The organism is Mesorhizobium sp. M0998 (assembly GCF_040318885.1).
Taxonomy (GTDB): domain Bacteria; phylum Pseudomonadota; class Alphaproteobacteria; order Rhizobiales; family Rhizobiaceae; genus Mesorhizobium.
The window spans coordinates 213,284-233,119 of the sequence record NZ_JAMYND010000004.1; the positions used below are offsets into that span (position 1 = coordinate 213,284).

Here is a 19,836-nt window from a genome sequence, read left to right on the forward strand (position 1 = left end):
TTCGCTTCTTGCGCTCTTGTGTGAACGATCGCGATCGACGATCTGTCGCTGAGAAAGAATGGCTGTTCCGAGATTTTGGCACGGACACGGCGTAGAATGATTGATGGCGCCGGGTTCCTTCGTTGGAAGCTTGTCGAGCGCCGGCTGAACGGAGCACTTTGATGAGCGAACTGCCTTTTGCCGCGACGACCCCGGTCAGCGTTGCCCGTGTCGGCTTGCGGGCGCGCGATGCAGAAAATCTCGCTGCCTACTATCGCAAAGTCGTCGGTTTGCAGGAACTGACCCGCTCCGGCGGCACGATTACGCTCGGCGCAGTCAATCGCCCTTTGCTCGACATCGAAGCGGATCCGGCTGCGAAACCCGATGACCCGCGCAGCGCCGGTCTTTTCCACACCGCCTTCCTGCTACCCAGCCGGGCCGATCTCGGCCGCTGGATCAATCACGCCATCGCCGGTAAGATCGGCATCGAGGGCGCATCCGACCATCTGGTCAGCGAGGCTCTTTATCTGACCGATCCGGAAGGCAACGGCATCGAGATCTATGCCGACCGCCGCCCCCAGGATTGGAAATGGAATGGCGACAAGATCGCGATGGCGACGGAGCGGCTGAACATTCCGTCGGTCATTGCCGAAGTGCCGGCCGGTGACGCCGGCTGGCAGGGCGCGCCGGAAAACAGCATTATCGGCCACGTCCATTTGCGGGTCGGCAGGCCGGAAGAAGCCGAAGCATGGTGGCATCAGGAGTTCGGTTTCGACACAGTGGCAAAGTACGGTGGCGCGGCGGTGTTCCTGTCGTCCGGCGGCTATCATCACCACATTGGCGCAAATGCGTGGCAGAGCGCGGGCGCCGGTCGCCGCGATCCCGCCCGCTCCGGCTTGGCCTGGGTCGAGATGCGTTCGGACAATGCCGCAAGCGAGACCACCCGCGAGGATCCGTGGGGCACGGTGATAAGGACGGTTCCCGGTAAGGCGTAGGTTAGAGGTTTGCTTTTTCGAACAAGCGGCCAAGCATGAGCAGGCCCGCTGGCCATACGCCGAGGCCGGCCTCGTTTCCCATATGGCCAAGATCGCCGGCATCGGCGACATCTGCGCCCCAGGCGGCGGCAAAGGCGGTCGCCTTGTCGAAGGTGACGCGTGGGTCGCTGCGGCTCGCCACCACCAATGCCGGGAAGGGCAGGCGCTTCAGCGGCATCGGCGCGAACGGGCGCACCGCGTCGAATGAGGGATCGGTATCCTCGACATTGGTCGCGGCAACCAGGAATGCCGCCGCGACCTTGTCGAGCTGGCTTTGACTGGCGCCGGCAGCCCACTTCACCGCCGTCGCCACCGCCAGCGAATGCGCAAGCAGCACGACGCGGCGCGGTGCGGCGGCCACCGCGGCATCCAACTGGCCGATCCAGTCTTCAGGCTTCGGCCGGTCCCACTCGGCCTGCAGCACGCGGCTCGAATTGGGGAACACCCGGCACCAATGCGACATCCAATGATCCGGCCCGGAATTGCCGCGCCCGGGCAGGGCGAGGAAATCGAAATCTCCGGCCGACGAAATCATCAGGCTTCTCCAAACACTCGGCTAAAGATCGTATCGACGTGCTTGGTATGATAGCCCAAGTCGAATTTCTCGCGGATCTCGGCCTCGGGCAAGGCTGCGACAACGTCCTTGTCGGCCAAAAGTTCCTCAAGAAAATCAGCGCCTTGCTCCCACACCTTCATGGCGTTGCGCTGCACCAGCCGGTAGGCGTCCTCGCGCGAAACACCGGCTTGCGTCAGCGCCAGCAGCACGCGCTGCGAATGCACAAGGCCACGGAATTTGTTCATGTTCTTCAGCATGTTGTCGGGGTAGACTAGCAGTTTGTCGACGACGCTGGTCAGGCGTGAGAGCGCGAAATCGAGCGTCACCGTCGCGTCGGGCCCGATCATGCGCTCGACCGAGGAATGCGAGATGTCGCGCTCGTGCCAGAGCGCCACATTCTCCATTGCCGGCAATGCGAAGGAGCGCACCATGCGGGCAAGGCCGGTCAGGTTCTCGGTCAGCACCGGGTTGCGCTTGTGCGGCATCGCCGACGAGCCCTTCTGTCCGGGTGAAAAGTACTCTTCTGCTTCAAGTACCTCGGTGCGCTGCAGATGGCGCACCTCGATCGCCAGCCGCTCGATCGACGAGGCGATCACGCCGAGCGTGGCGAAGAACATCGCGTGGCGGTCGCGCGGGATCACCTGCGTCGACACCGGCTCCGGCTTCAGTCCGAGTTTCTTGGCCACGTATTCTTCGACATAAGGGTCGATATTGGCGAAGGTGCCGACCGCACCAGAGATGGCGCACGTGGCGATGTCCTCGCGTGCATGCACCAGCCTCTCGCGGCAACGCGAGAATTCGGCATAGGCCTGCGCCAGCTTGACGCCGAAGGTGGTCGGCTCGGCATGGATGCCGTGGCTGCGGCCGATGGTGATGGTGTCCTTGTGCTCGAAGGCGCGGCGCTTGAGCGCCGCAAGCAGCCCGTCAATGTCGGCCAGCAGGATGTCGCTGGCGCGGGTGAGCTGCACGGCAAAACAGGTGTCGAGGACGTCGGAGGATGTCATGCCCTGGTGGATGAAGCGGGCGTCCGGCCCGACGAATTCGGCAAGATGGGTGAGAAAGGCGATGACGTCATGCTTGGTGACGCGCTCGATCTCGTCGATGGCTTCGACGTCGAACTTCGCCGCCCCGCCTTTCTCCCAGATGGTCTTGGCGGCCTCCTTCGGGATGACGCCGATCTCGGCCAATGCGTCGCAGGCGTAGGCCTCGATCTCGAACCAGATGCGGAACCGGGTTTCGGGCGACCAGATGGCCACCATTTCCGGCCGGGAGTAGCGAGGGATCATCAGTCGGTCCTGACTTGCGAGAGCATTTGCCCGCGTCCTAACAGAGGCAGGCAAAATGCTCAACGTTGCTGGCGCGCAAACCAGACGCTGGCGACAGCTAGCGCAATGAAACCGAGCGGAAAATACAGCCGGATGCCGAGGACGACGAACTGGTAGAGCGCCGTCAACATCGTGAACACGAACTGGAAAACCCAGGTGATGGTGAGCGCGGGTGCATGCCATTGGACATAGTAGGAGCGGTATTGCAGCCCAAAGAGGCCGCCGGTGAAGGTAATTGTCGCGGCGAGAAGGCAGACGAAGGCGGCGGCGAGGGCGATTTCCCAGTGGCGTCCGAGCGAGACGAGCCGCGCCAGAAACAGCCCAACCGGGAAGGCCAGCGCGCCGCCGGCAGCATAAAGCAGCGAGACGAAGCGGACCTTCGCCGGGGTCTCCCAATCGTACAACAGCAGATTGAGCAGCGCGCTGGCGCCCATCGCCATGGCCCACAACAAGGCACCGGCAAATGCGGTGCGCAGCGGCGGCAAGGAGCGGCGGAGACGGCCCAGAGCGCGATAGCGCATGGCGGGGAACTTCACAGGCGACCGGTTACCGCGATCCAGCGATAGTCCGGCCCTTCGAAGCCGTATTGGCGCACCGCGATCAGCACGGCATAGGCGCTGAGGCTATCCAGCGAAAATGTCTGAACCGCGCCGATCTGGTAGCCATTCGGACAGCCTCTGCTTTGCGGGATCGATTTGTCCTCGTGAATGATCCTCGTCTGGCCGCCATCCTTCGCCTCGATGCGCAGCAGGCGAAAGCCATTGATCTCGCCCTGGCTCTGGCAGCGTTCGGTGTCGTTCATGCCGATCTGGTCGAGCCGGAACTCGAGCGGATCGTCGACCGGCGAGAAGATCGGGCGCGGATTGACCACCATGCGGAAGGGATCGGCAGAAAGCTCGGTCACCGGGTTGAAGCCGGCGGTGATGCCGCGATTTGCCGTGAGTTCCGCCTGACTGACGATCGCTTCGCCCCTTTGCCGGGCCTGCAGCCGCGCTGCGGCCACCGTGGCATTCTCGTCGTCGAGCCGGACACGTATCGGCGAGCCCTTGAGGAAACTGTCGTCGGCCGTGTCGATATAATAGCGGATCGCATAGGGAAATCCGGATCCGTCCTGGACGCCGTATTCCTCGAAGGCAAAGACCCCGCCATCACGGCTGAAGCCGAGGATCTCAAGCTCGGCGACATCGCCTGCGTGGGCGGCGGCCAAAGTTGCGAGCGGGGCAAGCAGGCAGACGGCAAACAGGGCAAGATTTCGCATGGGACTTTCCATTCCGGCGGTCGACGCCGTTAAATTCCTATCACGATGCCGTCAAAAGATCGTGCTGACTGAAACACAAAGTCGATGCATCCAATCCGGCCGTCGTTTGTTATTGTCGGCAGCTTCACCGCATCGTGCCTTCCTAAAATCAGGATCGATTTTCGGAAGGCACGATGCATTGATTCAAAATGTTTAGAGTGTCCTTTGCGCGTTCAAAAGGACGCGCGGCGCTCTAAGGGAGACCCCCATGACAGATGCAGCCAAGATTCGCGAACGTATGGAAGTGATCGGCGCCGACGGCGTCCATGTCGGTACCGTCGACAAGGTTGACGGAGATCGCATAAAGCTGACCAAGCGCGACAGCGGCGAGGGCGCTCACAGGGGCCATCACCACTTCATTCCTCTCAGCCTTGTCGCCGAGGTCGAGGGCCAGAAGGTGCGGCTGTCGGCAAACTCGGATGTTGCGGTCACCTTCGAGGAAGAAAAATCCGAACCCACCTGATCATAATCCAGTCTGATTACGGCTCACCCGAATGAGCGTTGCGCGTTCAGCGCGACGACCAGACCGGGAACAGATCGCCCTCGGCCGGCGTCGCGGCAAAGACGCCGCGGCTGATGGCGCGTGCCATCGTGGCGCCGGCCGCGGCGTAGAGATCGACGGCATCGTTGGGTGCGAGCTCGATGCCGCTCTTGCCCGTTGCCAGCGCGAAGACCAGATCGCCGTCTGCGGGCGTGTGTGTCGGCCAAATGGCACGGACAAAGCCGTCATGCGCCGATATCGCCAGACGTTTGGCGGCGGCCTTCGTGAGTACCGCATCGGTGGCGATCACGGCGATGGTCGTGTTGGCGCCGGTTTCCGCCTGTTCTGTCGCATGCTTGTCACGGAACTTCAGCAGGACCATTCTGGCGTCGTCAGGCATCGGGTGGGGATAGCCTAACCCGCCGAACTCGTCGCCGATCTCGAACGGCGCCGCCCAGAAATGGCGGGTCCCTGCGACCGTCACCGAGCCGGTCGGGTTGACGGCGGCGAGCGCGCCGATGGTGACGCCGCTGTCCAGCACTGTCGAGGCCGAGCCGAGCCCGCCCTTCAGGCCGGAACTCAAAGCCCCGCTACCTGCGCCGGCAGTGCCGAGCGCAAAGTCTATCGCGGCGGCTTGCGCGGCTTCGTAGCCAAGGTCACGGTAAGGCGGATACCGGCCCCAATCCTTGTCGCCGCCATTGCGCAGGTCGAACAGGATCGCCGCCGGCACGATCGGCACGCGAAAGCCGCCGACCTCGACGCCGATGCCCCTTTCACGTAATGCCGCCTGCACCCCCGACGCGGCGTCGAGGCCAAAAGCCGACCCGCCCGAAAGCACCAGGGCATGGATGGCGTGGATCGAATTGTGCGGCTCGAGCAGGTCGGTTTCGCGGGTGCCCGGCGCACCGCCCAGGATTTGCACGCCGGCCACGGCCGGTTCGTCGCAGATGACGGTGGTCACACCCGATTTCAGCTTGGCATTCGCCGCATTGCCGACACGCAGGCCGGCGACGTCCGTGATGAGATTGCGCGGACCCGCATGGAACATCCCTGTGCTGGACATCATTGGCTCTCCGCCGGCACGAAACGGCCGCCGTCGAAACGGAAGGCTCGATAAGGATTTTGCGTCAGGTCACCTTTTTCGTCAAAGCGGATCGGTCCGATCGCCGTGGTGAAGTCATGCGCGGTCAGCACGTTGACCAGCCTCTCGCCGGAGCTTTGCGTCAATGCTGAAGCCGACTTGGCGATCTCGACCGCGGCATAGGCGGGCAGCGTGTAACCTTCCGGCACGATGTTTTGTCCGGCAAAGCTCTGCAGCACCTTGGGGTCGGCGACATCGACCCATTCGGGCGGCGCGATCATCAGCGTGCCGTCGGCATAAGGCACGTCGCCGAGCGGCGCGCGCAACGCTTCGCCGCCGGCAAACACCATGCCGGTATGTAGCTGGCCAGCATCCCGGCCCATAATGGCGACATCATCGCCGTCGCCGCCGGCAAAGACATGCGTTGCGCCGGCTTTCCTAAGTCGGCCGATCAGGCCGATCTGGTTGTCGAGCTGCGGCCGGAACGTGTCGACGAAAACCGGCTTCAGCGCCGCTTGCTCGGCGGCTGCCCGAAATGTCTCGGCCATTTCGCGGCCATAGATCGTACCGTCGTCGACGATGGCGAACAGCTCGGTCTGCCATAGGCGGGTGAGGATGGCAGCGACGGCATTGCGCTCGTCGTCGCCGCGCGGCCCGAGACGATAGATCGGCCATCCGGTCTTGGCGCGCCGGTCGGTCAGGCTTTCCGTGCGAACGCCGACTGTGATCACCGGTATGCCGGCACCCTTGAGGATCGGCAGAGCCGCCTCGATTGCGTCGGTGCACAAAAACCCGATGACGACGTTGACCTTGGCCGCGGTGAATTCCCGCGCGGCGGCGGCGCCACCGTCGGCCGTGCAGGCGTCATCGATCGTCCTGATCTCGGTACCGTCAGCTTCAGCCGCCATTGTCGCGCCGGCCTCGATCTGTTTGCCGAGGATCGCCGACGGCCCCGACAAAGGAGCCGCGACGCCGACCCGCAGCGTCTCGGCGCTCGCACTGCCGGCGACCGAGAGCCAGGCCAGCACCGCTATTGTGGTTGTCCAAGGTCGCATGCGAGCGAAGAATTCCTCCGAGCCGATCGCGTGTTCTGCCGGCGCCAATGCCGTCAAGACCTAAAGGCTGGCCAGCTTTGGCGCAACACGCGAATTCGGGATATAGGTCAAGCACTTCGCTTGTGGCCTGCAATATCCCCCCATATATAACGGTTGGTTCTGACTAGTGGAAAATCATCGGTGCTGAAGAAGAATGACATCGGGCCGCAGGCCTACCGCGACGCGATGGCCCATTTTGCTGGCCATGTGCATGTAATCACCACCGATGGCCCTGCCGGCAGGCGCGGCGCGACGGTGATCGCGGCCTGCTCGGTGTCGGATACGCCGCCAACCATCCTGGTTTGCCTCAATCGTGAAAATCCCAAGAACGAGCCGTTCGTGGAAAACGGCAAATTTGCCCTGAACACGTTGGCTTCGGATCAGGAGCCGCTGTCGATCGGCTTTTCCGGCATTACCGGCCTGCCGGTCGAGGAGCGTTTCGCATTGGCCGAATGGGATGTGATCTCGACCGGTGCGCCGACGCTGAAGGGTGCGCTCGCCGTCTTCGACTGCGAACTGATCGACTCCAAGGATCTGGCCACCCACCGTGTGCTTTTTGGCAAGGTTACAGGTTTGCGCATCGGCGATAATTTGCGGCCGCTGATCTATCACAACCGCGGCTATCACGCTTTGTAGAGGCTTTCAGATGGCCGCGTCGGCGAAGACAGGATGACCGAGTTGAAAACCGCGTCCGGCGCCGCGGACGATCGACGAGACGCTCGATCTGTTGACCGGTGCGGACTATGTGGCGGACCGGTCGCTGGCAACCGTGCTGTTTTTTATGCGTTCGGTCGACGCGCGCCCGTGGATCGAGGCTGGCGTGAAGCGCGTCGCATAACCACATGTCTGCCAGGGAGAAAATCATGGAACGCAGTATCTATCTCGATGAGGCCCGCGACCCGCTGATCATCGCGGAGGGCTGGATGAAGGACGGCAAGGATGTCGCCATTGCCACCGTGGTCGAGACCTGGGGCTCGGCGCCGCGCCCGGTCGGCAGCCACCTGGTCATCGACGCCGAAGGCAATTTCCACGGCTCCGTCTCGGGCGGCTGCGTCGAAGGCGCCGTGGTCGCCGAGGCGGTCGATGTTATCGATAGCGGCAAGGCCAAAATGCTCGAATTCGGCGTCGCAGACGAGACCGCCTGGCAAGTCGGCCTGTCATGCGGCGGCCGCATCAGGGTCTATGTAGAAAGATTGGGTTGATCTCGAATGGATCCCTATGCGCTGAAGACACTCAACGCCGAACGCCGCGCCCGCCGCGCGGCAATCCTGGTCACCGATCTCGGCGACGGCCGCGACCGTGTCGTGCGCGAGGGCGACCGGGTAGCCGGCGAACTCGGGGCGGCCATCGCCAAGGCATTTCGCACGGGCAATTCCGGTTCGGTCGAAGCTGAGGGACGGACCTTCTTCCTCAACGCACATCTGCCGCAGCCGCGCCTGGTGGTGATCGGCGCCGTCCACATCAGCCAGGCGCTGGCACCGATGGCCAGGATCGCCGGCTATCCTGTCGAGATCATCGATCCGCGCACGGCCTTTGCCACGCCCGATCGTTTTCCCGATATCGCGCTGCATGCCGAATGGCCAGAGGATGTGCTGACGCGTCAGCCGCTCGATAGCTATACGGCGCTGGCCGCTCTCACCCACGATCCGAAGATCGACGATTTCGCGCTGAAGGCGGCGCTCGACGCCGGCTGCTTCTATGTCGGCGCGCTCGGCAGCCGCAAGACCCACGCCAAACGTGTGGAACGCCTGCTGGCTTCGGGAGCGACCGCCGACCAGATCGCCCGCATTCATGCCCCGATCGGCCTCGACATTGGGGCTGCCAGCCCGGCCGAGATCGCCGTCGCGGTGTTGGCGCAAGCGATCCACGCCTTTCGCTCCCGCGGCCTCGAATCCAAAGGCGCGGTCGCGTGAAATTTGGTCCCGTTGCGATCGATACGGCCGAAGGGGCAGTGCTTGCGCACGCCACCACAGTCGGAGAGCGCCGCTTCCGCAAGGCGCACAGGCTAAGCGCCGGGGATGTGTCCCTGTTGAAGGCCGCTGGCATTTCCGAGGTCGTAGCGGCGGTGTTGGCGCCCGATGATCTCAGCGAGGACGTCGCCGCCGAAAAGATTGCCGCATCCATGATCCATCGCAACATCGAGGCGAAGCCCGCCGCGACAGGTAGGGTCAACCTCCATGCGCAGGCTGCCGGCATGTTCACCGTCGACGCGGCGATGATCAACGCCATCAACGCCGTCGATCCGACGATCACCATCGCCACGCTCGCGCAGCATGCGCCGGTCGAAAAAGGTCAGATGGTAGCAACGGTGAAGATCATCCCATTTGCGGTCGCCTCCGCTTTGGTCGATGCCGTGGCAAGGATCTGCGCCGGCGGCGAGATATTTGCGGTCAACGCCTATCAGCCGGTGCGCGTCGGCGTCATCCAGACGGTGCTGCCCGGCATCAAACCCAGCGTGCTCGACAAGACGCTGCGCGTCACCGAAGCGCGCCTGACGCGTTCGGGCGGCAGGCTGACGGCGGAGCGTCGAACCCTGCATGAAATTATCCCCGTCGCCGAGGCTGCGGCCTCGCTGATCCGCGACAACGATATGGTGGTTATCTTCGGCGCCTCGGCGATGGCCGATTTCGGCGACGTCGTTCCCGCTGCTATCGAAAAGGCAGGCGGCACTGTCATCCGCGCCGGCATGCCGGTGGATCCCGGCAATCTGCTGGTGCTAGGCACTCTAGGCGGCAAGCGCATCATCGGTGCGCCGGGCTGCGCCCGCAGTCCCAAGGAGAACGGCTTCGACTGGGTGCTTGACCGGCTGATCGCCGGTCTCGACGTGACCGCCAGGGATATTGCCGGCATGGGTGTCGGCGGGCTGTTGATGGAAATTCCGACGCGGCCGCAGCCGCGCGAGCCATTGCCGGCCAAAGCCGAACCAAAGGTCGAGATCGTGCTTCTGGCCGCCGGCCGCTCCAGCCGCATGGGCGGGCCGAACAAGCTGTTGGCGCTCTTCGATGGCAAGCCGCTGGTCCGTCGCACTGCCGAACGCGCGGTCGGTTCGAAAGCCGGGGCCACTATCGTCGTCACTGGCCACCAGCGCGAGCGCGTGCGCAGTGCACTGTCTGGCCTCGATGTGACCCTCGCCGACAATCCGGATTTCGGCGAGGGTCTGTCTTCATCGCTGAAGGCCGGCATCGCCAAGATTTCCGGCGACGCCGCCGGCGCCATGATTGTCCTCGGCGATATGCCTGGCGTCGCGTCGGCCGACCTCGACAGGCTGATTGAGGCGTTCCGCAGGTCCGAAGGCCGATCGGTGGTGCGGGCCTCGCACGACGGGCGGCGCGGCAATCCGGTGCTGCTGCCGCGTTCGCTGTTTGCCGCGATCGCTCACCTCGAAGGCGATACCGGCGCCCGCCATCTGGTCGAGGCCGAAGGGCTCGATGTCATCGATGTCGAGATCGGCGAAGGGGCAGCCGTCGACGTCGACACGCGCGAGGCGCTGGAAGGCGCCGGCGGCGTGCTGCAGGATTGACAAACCGAAGCCGAAAAACGCATGGCTGAGGGATGGCCTTTCGTTCCTGCTTCCGGTTCCGCTTGCCTTCCTCCGGCCTCCCGGCCCTGCTGATGGCGATTCTTTTGTCGCTCTCTTGTGCCGCCTACGCCAATGCTCTCGAACTCAAACCCTTCAAGGACGATCTGTTCGCCTACCCGGGCACGCTCTCGTCCGAGAGCAACGGCGCCTATACGGTTGTCGATTATCGTGAGCTGCGCGACATCAACGCTCGTGACGAAGTGCCTGAGCGTCGTGTACACGCGCAATACACCGACACCGGCGTGCGTAAGGTGCAGCAGGATCTCTTGCTGCCGACCGATGCAGGCGATGTCCGCCACATTGCCGTCGGCAAAACCGGGGGCGCCAGCATCATCGTGCTTTATCTGCACGGGCAGGGCGGCAGCCGTAAGCAGGGCAGCGACGACTTCACCTTCGGCGGCAATTTCAACCGCATCAAGAACCTGATGGCCGGCAATGGCGGCCTCTATCTGTCGCCGGATTTTTCCGATTTCGGCGACACCGGTGCCACCCAGATCGCCGCGCTGATCAACCACTATGCCGAACAATCGCCGAGCGCAAAAATCTTCGTCGCCTGCGGCTCGATGGGCGGCTCAATATGCTGGAAGCTGGCCGCCCGCCATGACACCGGCGGGCGCATCGACGGGCTGCTGCTGCTCGGCTCGCTATGGGACGAGAGTTTCTTCTCAAGCCCCGCCTTCAAGCGTCGTGTGCCGGTCTTCTTCGGCCAGGGCAGCAAGGACCCGGTGTTTCCAATCGAGAAACAGGAAGCCTTCTTCCGATCGATTCTGGCCAAATCGAAAGCCTATCCGACCCGCTTCGTCCGCTTCGAGACCGGCACGCATGGCACCCCTATCCGCATGACCGACTGGCGCGGCACGCTCAATTGGATGTTGTCGAAGGCTCCCTAAGGCGCGGTATTGTAGTCGACGACCGTCTGCGGATTTTCCTCGCCGTCATAAGACGCGTCGACATCGTACTGGACCAGGGAAAAATCGCCGTTGCGAAACAGATAGGTCCCTGATGAAGAGGCATCGCCGATGCCACGCCATTTGTTGAAGCTGGTGATCGTCTTGGTCTCTTCGTCGTAATCGGAATTAGTTGCCCAGCCGGAGGTCTGGAAGCCAACTATGGTCATGCCCAGCAATTTGCCGTCGCTGTCATTGTTCTCGTAGCGGATGTCCATCTCAGGTTCGGCGAACTGCAATTGTCTCACGCCAAGCACGTCGTCGCTCATGTAATAGATCGAGTTTTCGTTGTAGGCCGCGGCCGAGCAGGCGAAATGGAAAAGCCGCGTTTCGCTTTCGGGATCACTGGCAGACGCATCCTTGCCCTTATAGTGGATCGAGAAAATGTCCGGCTCCTGCGCCAAAAGATCCTTGTCACACTGGTCGCCATAAGTCGCGGCAAACGCCTTTTTGGCTTGCTCAAGCGCTGCGTCCTTCTTCGGCGGCGGCGGTCCTTCGCCGCAGCTTGCCGGCACCGCATCCTCGAAATCGGCCTTTGAGGGTTTCAGCGCACCCTTATCGATGAAGATCGAGCGAAATGGCGGTTCCTGGATCGAGGCGTTGATCTGGCGCAGCGTATAGCAGCCGGCAAAGACATTTTCGCTGCCGTCCTTGGCCGTCGCCCGGATGGCGACCGGAACGCTATAGTAGATGCTGCCGGCAGCCCCGTCTTCGGATACGCCACCGGTTTTGACTTCGACAGTGTCCGTGCTGTCATAGCCTTTGACGAAGGAATTGAAATCCTTGGCCGGCTTGGTGTCGCCGAAATAATCCCAGGCGCGCGCGAATTCGTGCCGGCTGATGGCACTATAAAGTGACCGGATGACCGCTTCGGCATTCGACCTGTCATCGATATAAGGCGCGTCTGCGGCGAGCGCCGATTGGCCGGCAATGGCAAGAGACACAAAAGCGGTCGCTGCAAAAAGGGCGCGTCTCATCGGGAACCTCCACTCGATGAAAAATCCTATCATATCGATTGCGGCGACGTGGTGACGCTTGAACAATCGCCTGCGAAGGCGCTACCTCTCGCCCTCGGCAGTCGGGCCGCGTGGAGATTTCTTGTGACCATATCAATGTATGAAGCATCCGTGCCGGTATTTTCGGCGAGGCTGAAGGCACTAGCCAATGTGCTGAACATTGCCGAGCAAAATGCGGCTGATCGCAAGATTGATCCGCAGGTGTATCTGACGGCGAGGCTGGCGCCGGACATGTTTGCCCTGACCAGGCAGGTACAGATTGCCACCGATCACGCCAAAGGCGCCCCGTCACGGCTTGCGGGACGCGAGGTGCCAAAATACGAGGACAATGAGGCGAACTTCGCTGATCTGCAGGCCCGCCTTACCAAGACGCTCGATTATCTCGCGACATTTTCGGCGGCCGAATTCGATGGTTCAGATGACAGGATAGTCGAACTGCGGCTTGCGGGACGCGAGGTTTCGATGCCGGGGATGCAGTATCTACTGCATGCCGCCATGCCCAATTTCTATTTCCACCTGACCACCGCCTACGACATCCTGCGCCACAACGGCGTGCCATTGGGCAAGTCGATCTTCCTCGGATCGCGTTGAGATCCGCTCGGGAGATATCCGCCACGGCGGATATCTCACGGTTGTTTAGCGCAGGGACATTTCCCGGGCGATGCGCGGGAAATCGGCCGGCTTGACGCCGATATCGGCGCGATCGGCATTGCTCATCGAATGGAGCAGCGCCAGCGCCGCTCGATAGCGCAGCTGTTCCCGCGGACGCGGACGAGCGAACATTTCAGTGAAGAATCCCATGATTCAAGCCCCTTATTGAACCTCCAAGGCGGTCAATATAAGCAGATCATGACGATTGTGCAGTGCAGCATTCGCATGGCAGCCATGCTGCCCTGATCTTTTTTGACATAATTCGGCTGGTCCGGCGAAACTTCTGCGGCGCTTTGACCGTAGGCGTCTATGCCGGCACTTGGCCGGTTTTTTCCTCGCCATTCCTGGCGAACTTCCGGACTGCATGAAAATGCAGTCCGGCTTTTTATTAGCCGCAGGGATAAACCCTGTCCGCCGGCGTCCCGGGAAAGTCGCCTGACCTTCCATCCGTGGGCTTGGAAGCAGGCGGCGCTTTCCTGTATGCTATTGCGTCCTCCTCGCGCAGCCGCGCAAAAAAATTCCCGCCGGAGAAACTCCATGCACAAACGCCGTCTCGGCCAGACCGATCTTTTCGTGTCGCAAATCTGCCTCGGATCGATGACCTGGGGCCAGCAGAACACCGAGGCGGACGGTTACGCCCAGATGGATCTGGCGATTGCGCGCGGCGTCAATTTCATCGACACCGCCGAGCTCTATCCGATCCCGCCCAAGGCGGAGACACAAGGCCGTACCGAGACAATCATCGGCAACTGGATGAAGGCGAAGCGCAATCGCGGCCAGGTGATCATCGCCTCGAAAGTGGTCGGCCGCACCGCCAACACCTGGTTTCGCGGCGACCGCCCGTCGAAGCTGGTGCGCGCCGATATCTTCGACGCAGTCGAGAAATCGCTGGCCAGGCTCAACACCGATTACATCGACCTCTATCAGATCCATTGGCCGGAACGCGACGTGCCGTGGGGCGCCAATCCGAACCGGATCGGCGCCGTGCCGCGACGCTCCGATGCCGCCGGCGTGCCGGAGGGCGAGACGCCGATCGCCGAGACGCTTGCCGTATTTGATGAACTGGTGAAGGCCGGCAAGATCCGCCATTTCGGCCTGTCGAACGAGAATTCCTGGGGCGTCATGCGTTTCATCGCCGAAGCCGACAAGGGCCTCGGCCCGCGCGTCGCCTCGCTGCAGAACGCCTATAATTTCGTCAATCGCACCTTCGAGGTGAACCTTGCCGAAGTCTGCGAGCGCGAGCAGGTGTCGCTGCTTGCCTATTCGCCGCTGGCGCAAGGCTATTTGACCGGCAAATACGATCATGGCGCGCGGCCGCAGGGCTCGCGCTCGCAGTTGTTCAACCGCGGCCAGCGCTACGAGACTCCGAATGCTGCCGACGTGCAGCTCGAATACAACCGGTTGGCGCGCACCTTCGGCATGGAGCCGGCGCTGTTTGCCAATGCCTATGTCTCGAACCGGCCCTTGGTCACCTCGAACATCATCGGCGCCACCACCATTTCGCAACTCGAAATGGCGCTCTCTTCCGCCGACGTGGTCTGGACCGAGGACATGCAGAAAGCCGTTGATGCGATCCACCAGCGCGTCGGCAATCCGTGCCCTTGATGCGTCGGGACGCGGTTGTCCGATCGTCATAAGGAGAGGGGAACAGCCATGGACTTCCGGATCGACGCGGTGCGCGCGAAATTTCCGGCCTTGTCGCTGACCGACAACGGCCGCCGGCGCATCTATCTCGACAATCCTGCCGGCACGCAGGTGCCGCAGTCGGTGGCGGACGCAGTATCGCGTTGCTTGCTGACCACGAATGCCAACCTCGGCGGCTTCTTCGACACCACCGTTGCAGCACAGGCATCGGGGACGAGGCCCATCTGGCGATGGCGGATTTTCTCGGCGCTGCGAGCCCGCAGGAACTCATCATCGGTGCCAACATGACGACATTGACCTACCACATGTCGCGAACGCTCGGCCGCACGATGAAGCCCGGGGACGAGATCATCCTCACCCGCATGGACCATGAGGGCAACGTCTCGCCTTGGCTGCAACTGGCAGAAGACCTTGGCCTTGTCGTGCGCTGGCTGCCCTTCGACCAGCAGAGCTGGCAGATCGAAGAGGCGGCGCTCGCCGCGCTGCTTTCCGAGAGGACGCGGCTCGTCGCGCTCAACTACGCCAGCAATCTCACCGGGTCGATCAACCGGGTGAAGGCGTTGACCGGCATCGCCAGGCGGGCTGGTGCGTTGGTCTACGTCGATGCCGTCCAGTTCGCGCCGCATGGCCTGATCGACGTCCAAAACCTCGGCTGCGATTTCCTGATCTGCTCGGCTTACAAGTTCTTCGGGCCGCATATGGGGATTTTGTGGGGCAGGCTGGACGTTATCGATGCGCTTAAGCCGTATAAATGCCGTTGCTCGTCCAATGCCTTGCCGGAGCGCTTCGAGCTCGGCACGCCGCAGATTGAATTGATGGCCGGCCTGTCGGCAGCTGTCGATTATTTTGCCGAGTTGGGCGCGGCAGCCGGCGCGCAAGGATCGCGTCGGCTGAAAATCGCCAAGGCCTTCGAAGTTTCAATCGCTTACGAGAACCCGCTGGCGCAACAGCTGATCGATGGCTTGTCGGATATTGCCGGCCTGACCATCCACGGCATCACCGATCCGAAGCGGATCAATGAGCGCGTGCCGACGGTGTCGTTCACCGTCGAGGGCATCGTGCCGGAGACGATCGTGCGGCAGATGAATGCGGAAAACATCTTCCTGTGGTCCGGCCACAACTACGCCTGGGAGATCGTCCACCAGCTCGGCATTCCGGCCGAGCAGGGCGTGGTGCGCATCGGCATCGCTCATTACAACACTGCAGCCGAGATCGACGAGACGCTGGAGAGCGTGCACCGCGTTGTCGCCATGCTGCGGCAGGAACGATCCTGAGCGGCCCTCGCGGGCGGATCATCGCTTGTGGGTGCCGCCAAAACCGGTGAGGAAGGCGGTGAGATTGTCGCCGAGCTCGTCGCAGAGATAGCCGCCTTCCTGGACGATGACCGTTGGCAGGCCGAGCCCGGCGATCACCTCGCCAATGCGCGAAAAACCAGGCGTGCTCACCGACAGCCCGCCGAACGGATCACCTTCGAAGGCGTCTAGCCCCAGCGCCACCACAAGCGCATCGGGCGAGAAGGCCTTGATGCGCTGGAACGATGCCTCCAGCGCTTCGAGGAACGTTGTATCGCCGGATTTGCGCGGCAGCGGCAGGTTGAGATTGTAGCCGAGGCCGCGCCCTTCGCCGCGCTCGTCGCCATGGCCCCAGAAAAACGGGTAGAAGCGCACCGGGTCGGCATGCAGCGACACGGTGAGCACGTCCGGCCGGGCATAGAAGATGCCTTGCGTGCCGTTGCCGTGGTGGAGGTCGACATCGAGGATCGCCACCCGCGCCGCCTGTTTGCGCAGAACCTGTGCAGCGACGGCCGAATTGTTGACGAAGCAGAAGCCGCCGGCGACATCGGCAAAGGCGTGATGGCCGGGCGGCCGGCACAGCGCATAGGCGGCCGGCGCTCCAGACATCACCGCCTCGGCGGTTTCAACCGCGCTCCAGGCGCTCCAAAGCGCGCTCTGCCACGTCTCGCCGGAGATCGGGCAGGCGGTGTCGGCCATGTGATAGCCGGCTTGGCCGACCGCCGAGGCCGGATAGGAGCCGTTCCGCGCGATCGGATGGATATTGGGGATGACCTCGGCCGAGGCGCCCTCGATGCGCTGCCAGCGCGCGAAGATGTGCTGGAGAAAATCGAGATATTCCGGCGTATGCACCGCCGCAATCGGGCTGAGTCCGTGATCCCGCGGCCGTTCGATCGTGCAGCCGGCAGCCTTTGCGCCGGCCAACAATCGCTCGACCCGTTCCGGCCTTTCCGGATTGGGCTGCGGCGCGCCGCTCGAGAGGAACGCCTTCGGGTCATGGCGCTTCTGTTCTTCGGCATAGAAGGCTTTCATGTTGGCTCCTCCGGTGCATCGGCAAAGGCGAAAAAGGCGTCGCCGACGATCTTCTGCACCTGCTCGTAGCTGGACCAGGCAATGCCCAATCGTTCGTAAAAAGCCTTGGCGGTCTCGTTGTCGGTATCGACGGACAGCCTGAGATAGGCGCCGCCGCTCTTCCGGCATTGCGCCGCGACTCGGCGCAGCAGGCGTTCGCCGATCCTGCGGCCACGAAAACGGTCCTCGACATAGAGGTCCTGCACATAGACGCCGGGCCGTCCCATCCATGTCGAGAAGATCGGGAAATACAGGCACAGCCCGGCAAATTCGCCACCGACTTCGGCGATCAAGGTTGAGAAGGCAGGCTTTTCGCCAAAGCCATAGGTGCGGAGATCCTGAGCCGTCGAGGTGATCTCCTGATGTGCGCCGACATGCGCGCCGAGCCGCAGGAGCGCGGCGTGGATGGTTTCGACGTCCTCGACGGTCCCGGGCCGGATGACAATGTCTCTTGACGGTGGGTTGGTCACGGTCGCATCTCAGAACGCCACGCGGTCGCCGCCCTTGAGCGCCAGCATCTGCCGCGCCTCGGCCGGCGTCGCGACGTCCAGCGACAATCCGTCGAGCACGCCGCGGATGCGGCGCACCTGGTCGGCATTGGACTTGGCGAGCTGGCGCCCTTCGTAGAGGCTATCCTCCAGCCCGACGCGGACATTGCCGCCCATCGCCGCCGCAATCGAGATCATCGGCATCTGGTGGCGTCCGGCGGCCAGCACCGAAAACCGGTAGCTGTCGCCGAACAGTTTGTCGGCGATGCGCTTCATATGGATCAGGTTTTCTGGATCGGCGCCGATGCCGCCAAGAATGCCCAAAACAAACTGGATGAATAAAGGTCCGGACACCAGTCCACGATCGCGAAAATGCGCCAGCGAATAGAGATGGCCGACATCGTAGCACTCGAATTCGAAGCGCGTGCCGCAACCACGCCCGAGCTTCTCGAGCACCGTCTCCATGTCGGCAAAGGTGTTCTTGAAGATCGTGTCACGGGTAGCCTCGAGCAGCTTCGGCTCCCATTCGTGCTGCCATTCTCGCGGCCGCTCGAGCATCGGGAACAGCGCGAAATTCATCGAACCCATATTGAGCGAACACATTTCCGGCTCGGCCCTGAGCGGCGCGGCCAGCCGCTGGTCGAGCGTCATCAGCGACGATCCGCCGGTGGTGATGTTGATCACCGCATCGGTCGCCTGCTTGATGCGCGGCAGGAACTGCATGAACACCTCGGGGTCGGCGGTCGGCCGCCCATCCCTAGGGTCGCGGGCATGAAGATGCAGGATCGAAGCGCCGGCCTCGGCGGCGGCGATCGCGTCTGCGGCGATCTGGTCCGGCGTCACGGGCAGATGCGGCGACATCGACGGGGTGTGTACCGACCCGGTGATGGCGCAGGTGATGATGACTTTTCGCGACGCCATGGTTCGCCTCTCAGCCTTCGACCGGCAGGTCGAGCTCGCCGGCCAGCACCTCGAGCGAGTCGCCGATGATGGATATGATCTCGCCGATCTGCGCGGCGGTGACGATCATCGGCGGCGCGACCATGAAATTGTCGCCGTCGACGCCGCCCTTGACCTTGCGTCCGTAGATGATCAGGCCGCGCTCATAGGCGAGGTCGAGCAGCCGCTGGGTGGCCTTCTTTGCAGGCTCGATCGGCCTCAGAGTGTCGGGATCCGCAAGCATCTCGGCACCGGTGAGCAGGCCCTTGCCACGGACGTCGGCGATGAATGGAAACCGCTTCGCCAATCGCTTCAACTCGTCCATCAAAAGCTCGCCCATGTCAGCCGCATTGGCGATCAGGCCGAGACGGTCCATTTCGCCGAGTACGGCGAGCCCGGCGGCGCAGGCGAGCGGGTTGCCGGCGTAGGTGTGGCCGTGCTGAAAGCCGCCCGACGCGAGCAATGGCTGCACCAGCCGCATCGGTGCCGCCAGCGCGCCGAGCGGCGCGTAGCCAGAGCCCAGCCCCTTCGACAGCGCGACGATGTCGGGCTTGCAGTTCCAGTGGTCGCCGCCGAGGAATTTTCCGGTGCGGCCGGCACCGCTCATCACTTCGTCATGGATGAGCAGGATGCCGTAGCGATCGCAGATCTCGCGGATGCGCGGATAGTAGCTGTCGGGCGCCACCAGTGCTGCCGTGGCAGCGCCGCCGACTGGCTCCATGATGAAGGCGAGCACGCTCTGCGGTCCCTCGGCGAGGATCTTTTCCTCCAGCATGTCGGCGTAGCGGATGCCGCGCTGTTCCATCGAAAGATTGTCGCGGTCGCGCCAGGCGATGGGCGCCGGCACGGTCGGCATCATCTGCATCATCGGCACAAATGTTTCGGACAGCGCATCGTCGCCGGTAACGGCGAGCGCGCCGAGCGTGCCGCCATGATAGGAGGGAAAGCGCGAGATCACCTTCCAACGGCTGGGCTGGCCGGTGGCGACCGCCCATTGCCGCGCCAGCTTGATGCAGGATTCGGTCGCTTCCGAGCCGCCGGAGACAAAGAAGATGCGGTCCATGCCCTCGGGGAGTTTGGCCGCCAGCTGCCGCGCGAGCTCCTCTGCCGGTTCGTTCTCGAAATGCAGACGGTAAGCGAAGGTGGCGCGGTCCATCTGCCGTTTCATCGCGTCGAGCACGTTGCGATTGGAGTGGCCGATATTGGCAACCATCGGACCGCTCGATCCGTCGATGAAGCGGCGGCCATCCTGCGTCCACATGTAGATGCCTTCGGCGCGGTCGATCAGCGGCCGGCGCACGCTGGATAGATAAAACAGATGCGAGGCTTCGCGAGTTTCCGGGGCAGGAGACTTCAACATG

Annotated in this window: 21 protein-coding genes and 2 pseudogenes; 11 read left to right on the forward strand and 12 right to left on the reverse strand. The window is 63.0% G+C overall.

Features of this window, described 5'->3' with window-relative positions:
* The first annotated feature begins 161 nt into the window (after nt 1–161).
* On the forward strand, nt 162–974 hold the full coding sequence (locus NKH59_RS05870) for a VOC family protein (RefSeq protein ID WP_352541428.1): 813 nt from the start codon (nt 162–164) through the stop codon (nt 972–974).
* Nucleotide 975: 1 nt separating this feature from the next.
* Here NKH59_RS05870 and NKH59_RS05875 read toward each other — a convergent pair whose 3' ends face one another.
* The 4 genes from NKH59_RS05875 to NKH59_RS05890 are packed head-to-tail and all read right to left on the reverse strand — an operon-like array spanning nt 976 to nt 4,152.
* Entirely contained in the window at nt 976–1,548 is a 573-nt protein-coding gene (locus tag NKH59_RS05875; RefSeq protein WP_352872475.1) for an RBBP9/YdeN family alpha/beta hydrolase, read from the reverse strand.
* Entirely contained in the window at nt 1,548–2,855 is a 1,308-nt protein-coding gene (purB, locus tag NKH59_RS05880; RefSeq protein ID WP_352702469.1) for an adenylosuccinate lyase, read from the reverse strand. Before purB ends, NKH59_RS05875 begins: the two co-directional genes overlap by 1 nt.
* 59 nt (nt 2,856–2,914) lie before the next feature.
* Nucleotides 2,915–3,415, reverse strand: a complete 501-nt coding sequence (locus tag NKH59_RS05885; protein ID WP_352745663.1) for a hypothetical protein — start codon at nt 3,413–3,415, stop codon at nt 2,915–2,917.
* Between the two features lie 11 nt (nt 3,416–3,426).
* On the reverse strand, nt 3,427–4,152 hold the full coding sequence (locus NKH59_RS05890) for a DUF2259 domain-containing protein (protein ID WP_352474665.1): 726 nt from the start codon (nt 4,150–4,152) through the stop codon (nt 3,427–3,429).
* A gap of 247 nt (nt 4,153–4,399) precedes the next feature.
* Here NKH59_RS05890 and NKH59_RS05895 point away from each other — a divergent pair, with 247 nt between their 5' ends.
* A complete protein-coding gene (locus NKH59_RS05895; protein ID WP_023674734.1) occupies nt 4,400–4,654 on the forward strand; it encodes a DUF2171 domain-containing protein in 255 nt (84 codons plus the stop codon).
* Between the two features lie 46 nt (nt 4,655–4,700).
* Here NKH59_RS05895 and NKH59_RS05900 read toward each other — a convergent pair whose 3' ends face one another.
* Complete coding sequence (locus NKH59_RS05900; RefSeq protein ID WP_353021312.1) at nt 4,701–5,720, reverse strand: P1 family peptidase; 1,020 nt, start codon at nt 5,718–5,720, stop codon at nt 4,701–4,703.
* A 14-nt stretch (nt 5,721–5,734) separates the two neighbouring features.
* Entirely contained in the window at nt 5,735–6,808 is a 1,074-nt protein-coding gene (locus NKH59_RS05905; protein WP_353021280.1) for a branched-chain amino acid ABC transporter substrate-binding protein, read from the reverse strand.
* Between the two features lie 180 nt (nt 6,809–6,988).
* Here NKH59_RS05905 and NKH59_RS05910 point away from each other — a divergent pair, with 180 nt between their 5' ends.
* The 6 genes and pseudogenes from NKH59_RS05910 (at nt 6,989) to NKH59_RS05930 (ending at nt 11,317) form a co-directional block, all read left to right on the forward strand.
* Nucleotides 6,989–7,483 (forward strand): flavin reductase, encoded by a 495-nt coding sequence (locus NKH59_RS05910; RefSeq protein ID WP_352836813.1) that lies wholly within the window; start codon nt 6,989–6,991, stop codon nt 7,481–7,483.
* Nucleotides 7,484–7,516: 33 nt separating this feature from the next.
* Nucleotides 7,517–7,625: pseudogene (locus NKH59_RS33475) on the forward strand (AAA family ATPase); the annotation flags it as partial.
* An 85-nt stretch (nt 7,626–7,710) separates the two neighbouring features.
* Entirely contained in the window at nt 7,711–8,049 is a 339-nt protein-coding gene (locus tag NKH59_RS05915) for an XdhC family protein (RefSeq protein ID WP_352836815.1), read from the forward strand.
* A gap of 6 nt (nt 8,050–8,055) precedes the next feature.
* Nucleotides 8,056–8,760, forward strand: coding sequence for an XdhC family protein (locus NKH59_RS05920; protein WP_352684212.1), 705 nt, complete (start codon nt 8,056–8,058; stop codon nt 8,758–8,760).
* On the forward strand, nt 8,757–10,367 hold the full coding sequence (locus tag NKH59_RS05925) for an NTP transferase domain-containing protein (RefSeq protein WP_352872467.1): 1,611 nt from the start codon (nt 8,757–8,759) through the stop codon (nt 10,365–10,367). The genes NKH59_RS05920 and NKH59_RS05925 overlap by 4 nt, the downstream gene beginning before the upstream one ends.
* 92 nt (nt 10,368–10,459) lie before the next feature.
* A complete protein-coding gene (locus NKH59_RS05930) occupies nt 10,460–11,317 on the forward strand; it encodes an alpha/beta hydrolase (RefSeq protein ID WP_352772732.1) in 858 nt (285 codons plus the stop codon).
* Here NKH59_RS05930 and NKH59_RS05935 read toward each other — a convergent pair.
* Nucleotides 11,314–12,351 (reverse strand): DUF1176 domain-containing protein, encoded by a 1,038-nt coding sequence (locus NKH59_RS05935; RefSeq protein ID WP_352818137.1) that lies wholly within the window; start codon nt 12,349–12,351, stop codon nt 11,314–11,316. The two genes, NKH59_RS05930 and NKH59_RS05935, sit on opposite strands and share 4 nt — an antisense overlap.
* 123 nt (nt 12,352–12,474) lie before the next feature.
* Here NKH59_RS05935 and NKH59_RS05940 point away from each other — a divergent pair, with 123 nt between their 5' ends.
* Nucleotides 12,475–12,981: a DUF1993 domain-containing protein gene (locus tag NKH59_RS05940; protein WP_352766959.1), complete on the forward strand. Its 507-nt coding sequence runs from the start codon at nt 12,475–12,477 to the stop codon at nt 12,979–12,981.
* 45 nt (nt 12,982–13,026) lie between these two features.
* Here the strand turns inward: NKH59_RS05940 and NKH59_RS05945 are convergent, their stop codons facing one another.
* Nucleotides 13,027–13,191 (reverse strand): hypothetical protein, encoded by a 165-nt coding sequence (locus NKH59_RS05945; protein ID WP_023674744.1) that lies wholly within the window; start codon nt 13,189–13,191, stop codon nt 13,027–13,029.
* A 387-nt stretch (nt 13,192–13,578) separates the two neighbouring features.
* Here NKH59_RS05945 and NKH59_RS05950 point away from each other — a divergent pair, with 387 nt between their 5' ends.
* Nucleotides 13,579–14,646 carry an aldo/keto reductase gene (locus NKH59_RS05950; protein ID WP_353021282.1) on the forward strand — a complete coding sequence of 356 codons (1,068 nt, stop codon included), beginning with the start codon at nt 13,579–13,581 and terminating at the stop codon, nt 14,644–14,646.
* A 48-nt stretch (nt 14,647–14,694) separates the two neighbouring features.
* Nucleotides 14,695–15,959, forward strand: a pseudogene (locus NKH59_RS05955) (cysteine desulfurase-like protein).
* Nucleotides 15,960–15,977: 18 nt separating this feature from the next.
* Here the strand turns inward: NKH59_RS05955 and NKH59_RS05960 are convergent.
* From NKH59_RS05960 to NKH59_RS05975, 4 genes are read right to left on the reverse strand one after another with little or no spacing between them, the layout of a single operon-like run.
* Nucleotides 15,978–17,009 carry a histone deacetylase family protein gene (locus NKH59_RS05960; protein WP_352474026.1) on the reverse strand — a complete coding sequence of 344 codons (1,032 nt, stop codon included), beginning with the start codon at nt 17,007–17,009 and terminating at the stop codon, nt 15,978–15,980.
* Nucleotides 17,006–17,518: a GNAT family N-acetyltransferase gene (locus NKH59_RS05965; protein WP_353021283.1), complete on the reverse strand. Its 513-nt coding sequence runs from the start codon at nt 17,516–17,518 to the stop codon at nt 17,006–17,008. Before NKH59_RS05965 ends, NKH59_RS05960 begins: the two co-directional genes overlap by 4 nt.
* A 9-nt stretch (nt 17,519–17,527) precedes the next feature.
* On the reverse strand, nt 17,528–18,457 hold the full coding sequence (kce, locus tag NKH59_RS05970; protein WP_352501605.1) for a 3,5-dioxohexanoate:acetyl-CoA acetone transferase: 930 nt from the start codon (nt 18,455–18,457) through the stop codon (nt 17,528–17,530).
* 10 nt (nt 18,458–18,467) lie between these two features.
* Nucleotides 18,468–19,835, reverse strand: a complete 1,368-nt coding sequence (locus NKH59_RS05975; RefSeq protein WP_352766783.1) for an aminotransferase family protein — start codon at nt 19,833–19,835, stop codon at nt 18,468–18,470.
* Nucleotide 19,836 lies beyond the last annotated feature (1 nt).

Coding starts and splice junctions, on each gene's coding strand:
- NKH59_RS05870 (WP_352541428.1), top strand. CDS start 162: ATGAGCGAACTGCCTTTTGCCGCGACGACCCCGGTCAGCGTTGCCCGT.
- NKH59_RS05875 (WP_352872475.1), bottom strand. CDS start 1,548: ATGATTTCGTCGGCCGGAGATTTCGATTTCCTCGCCCTGCCCGGGCGC.
- purB (WP_352702469.1), bottom strand. CDS start 2,855: ATGATCCCTCGCTACTCCCGGCCGGAAATGGTGGCCATCTGGTCGCCC.
- NKH59_RS05885 (WP_352745663.1), bottom strand. CDS start 3,415: ATGCGCTATCGCGCTCTGGGCCGTCTCCGCCGCTCCTTGCCGCCGCTG.
- NKH59_RS05890 (WP_352474665.1), bottom strand. CDS start 4,152: ATGCGAAATCTTGCCCTGTTTGCCGTCTGCCTGCTTGCCCCGCTCGCA.
- NKH59_RS05895 (WP_023674734.1), top strand. CDS start 4,400: ATGACAGATGCAGCCAAGATTCGCGAACGTATGGAAGTGATCGGCGCC.
- NKH59_RS05900 (WP_353021312.1), bottom strand. CDS start 5,720: ATGTTCCATGCGGGTCCGCGCAATCTCATCACGGACGTCGCCGGCCTG.
- NKH59_RS05905 (WP_353021280.1), bottom strand. CDS start 6,808: ATGCGACCTTGGACAACCACAATAGCGGTGCTGGCCTGGCTCTCGGTC.
- NKH59_RS05915 (WP_352836815.1), top strand. CDS start 7,711: ATGGAACGCAGTATCTATCTCGATGAGGCCCGCGACCCGCTGATCATC.
- NKH59_RS05920 (WP_352684212.1), top strand. CDS start 8,056: ATGGATCCCTATGCGCTGAAGACACTCAACGCCGAACGCCGCGCCCGC.
- NKH59_RS05930 (WP_352772732.1), top strand. CDS start 10,460: ATGGCGATTCTTTTGTCGCTCTCTTGTGCCGCCTACGCCAATGCTCTC.
- NKH59_RS05935 (WP_352818137.1), bottom strand. CDS start 12,351: ATGAGACGCGCCCTTTTTGCAGCGACCGCTTTTGTGTCTCTTGCCATT.
- NKH59_RS05945 (WP_023674744.1), bottom strand. CDS start 13,191: ATGGGATTCTTCACTGAAATGTTCGCTCGTCCGCGTCCGCGGGAACAG.
- NKH59_RS05950 (WP_353021282.1), top strand. CDS start 13,579: ATGCACAAACGCCGTCTCGGCCAGACCGATCTTTTCGTGTCGCAAATC.
- NKH59_RS05960 (WP_352474026.1), bottom strand. CDS start 17,009: ATGAAAGCCTTCTATGCCGAAGAACAGAAGCGCCATGACCCGAAGGCG.
- kce (WP_352501605.1), bottom strand. CDS start 18,457: ATGGCGTCGCGAAAAGTCATCATCACCTGCGCCATCACCGGGTCGGTA.
- NKH59_RS05975 (WP_352766783.1), bottom strand. CDS start 19,835: ATGTTGAAGTCTCCTGCCCCGGAAACTCGCGAAGCCTCGCATCTGTTT.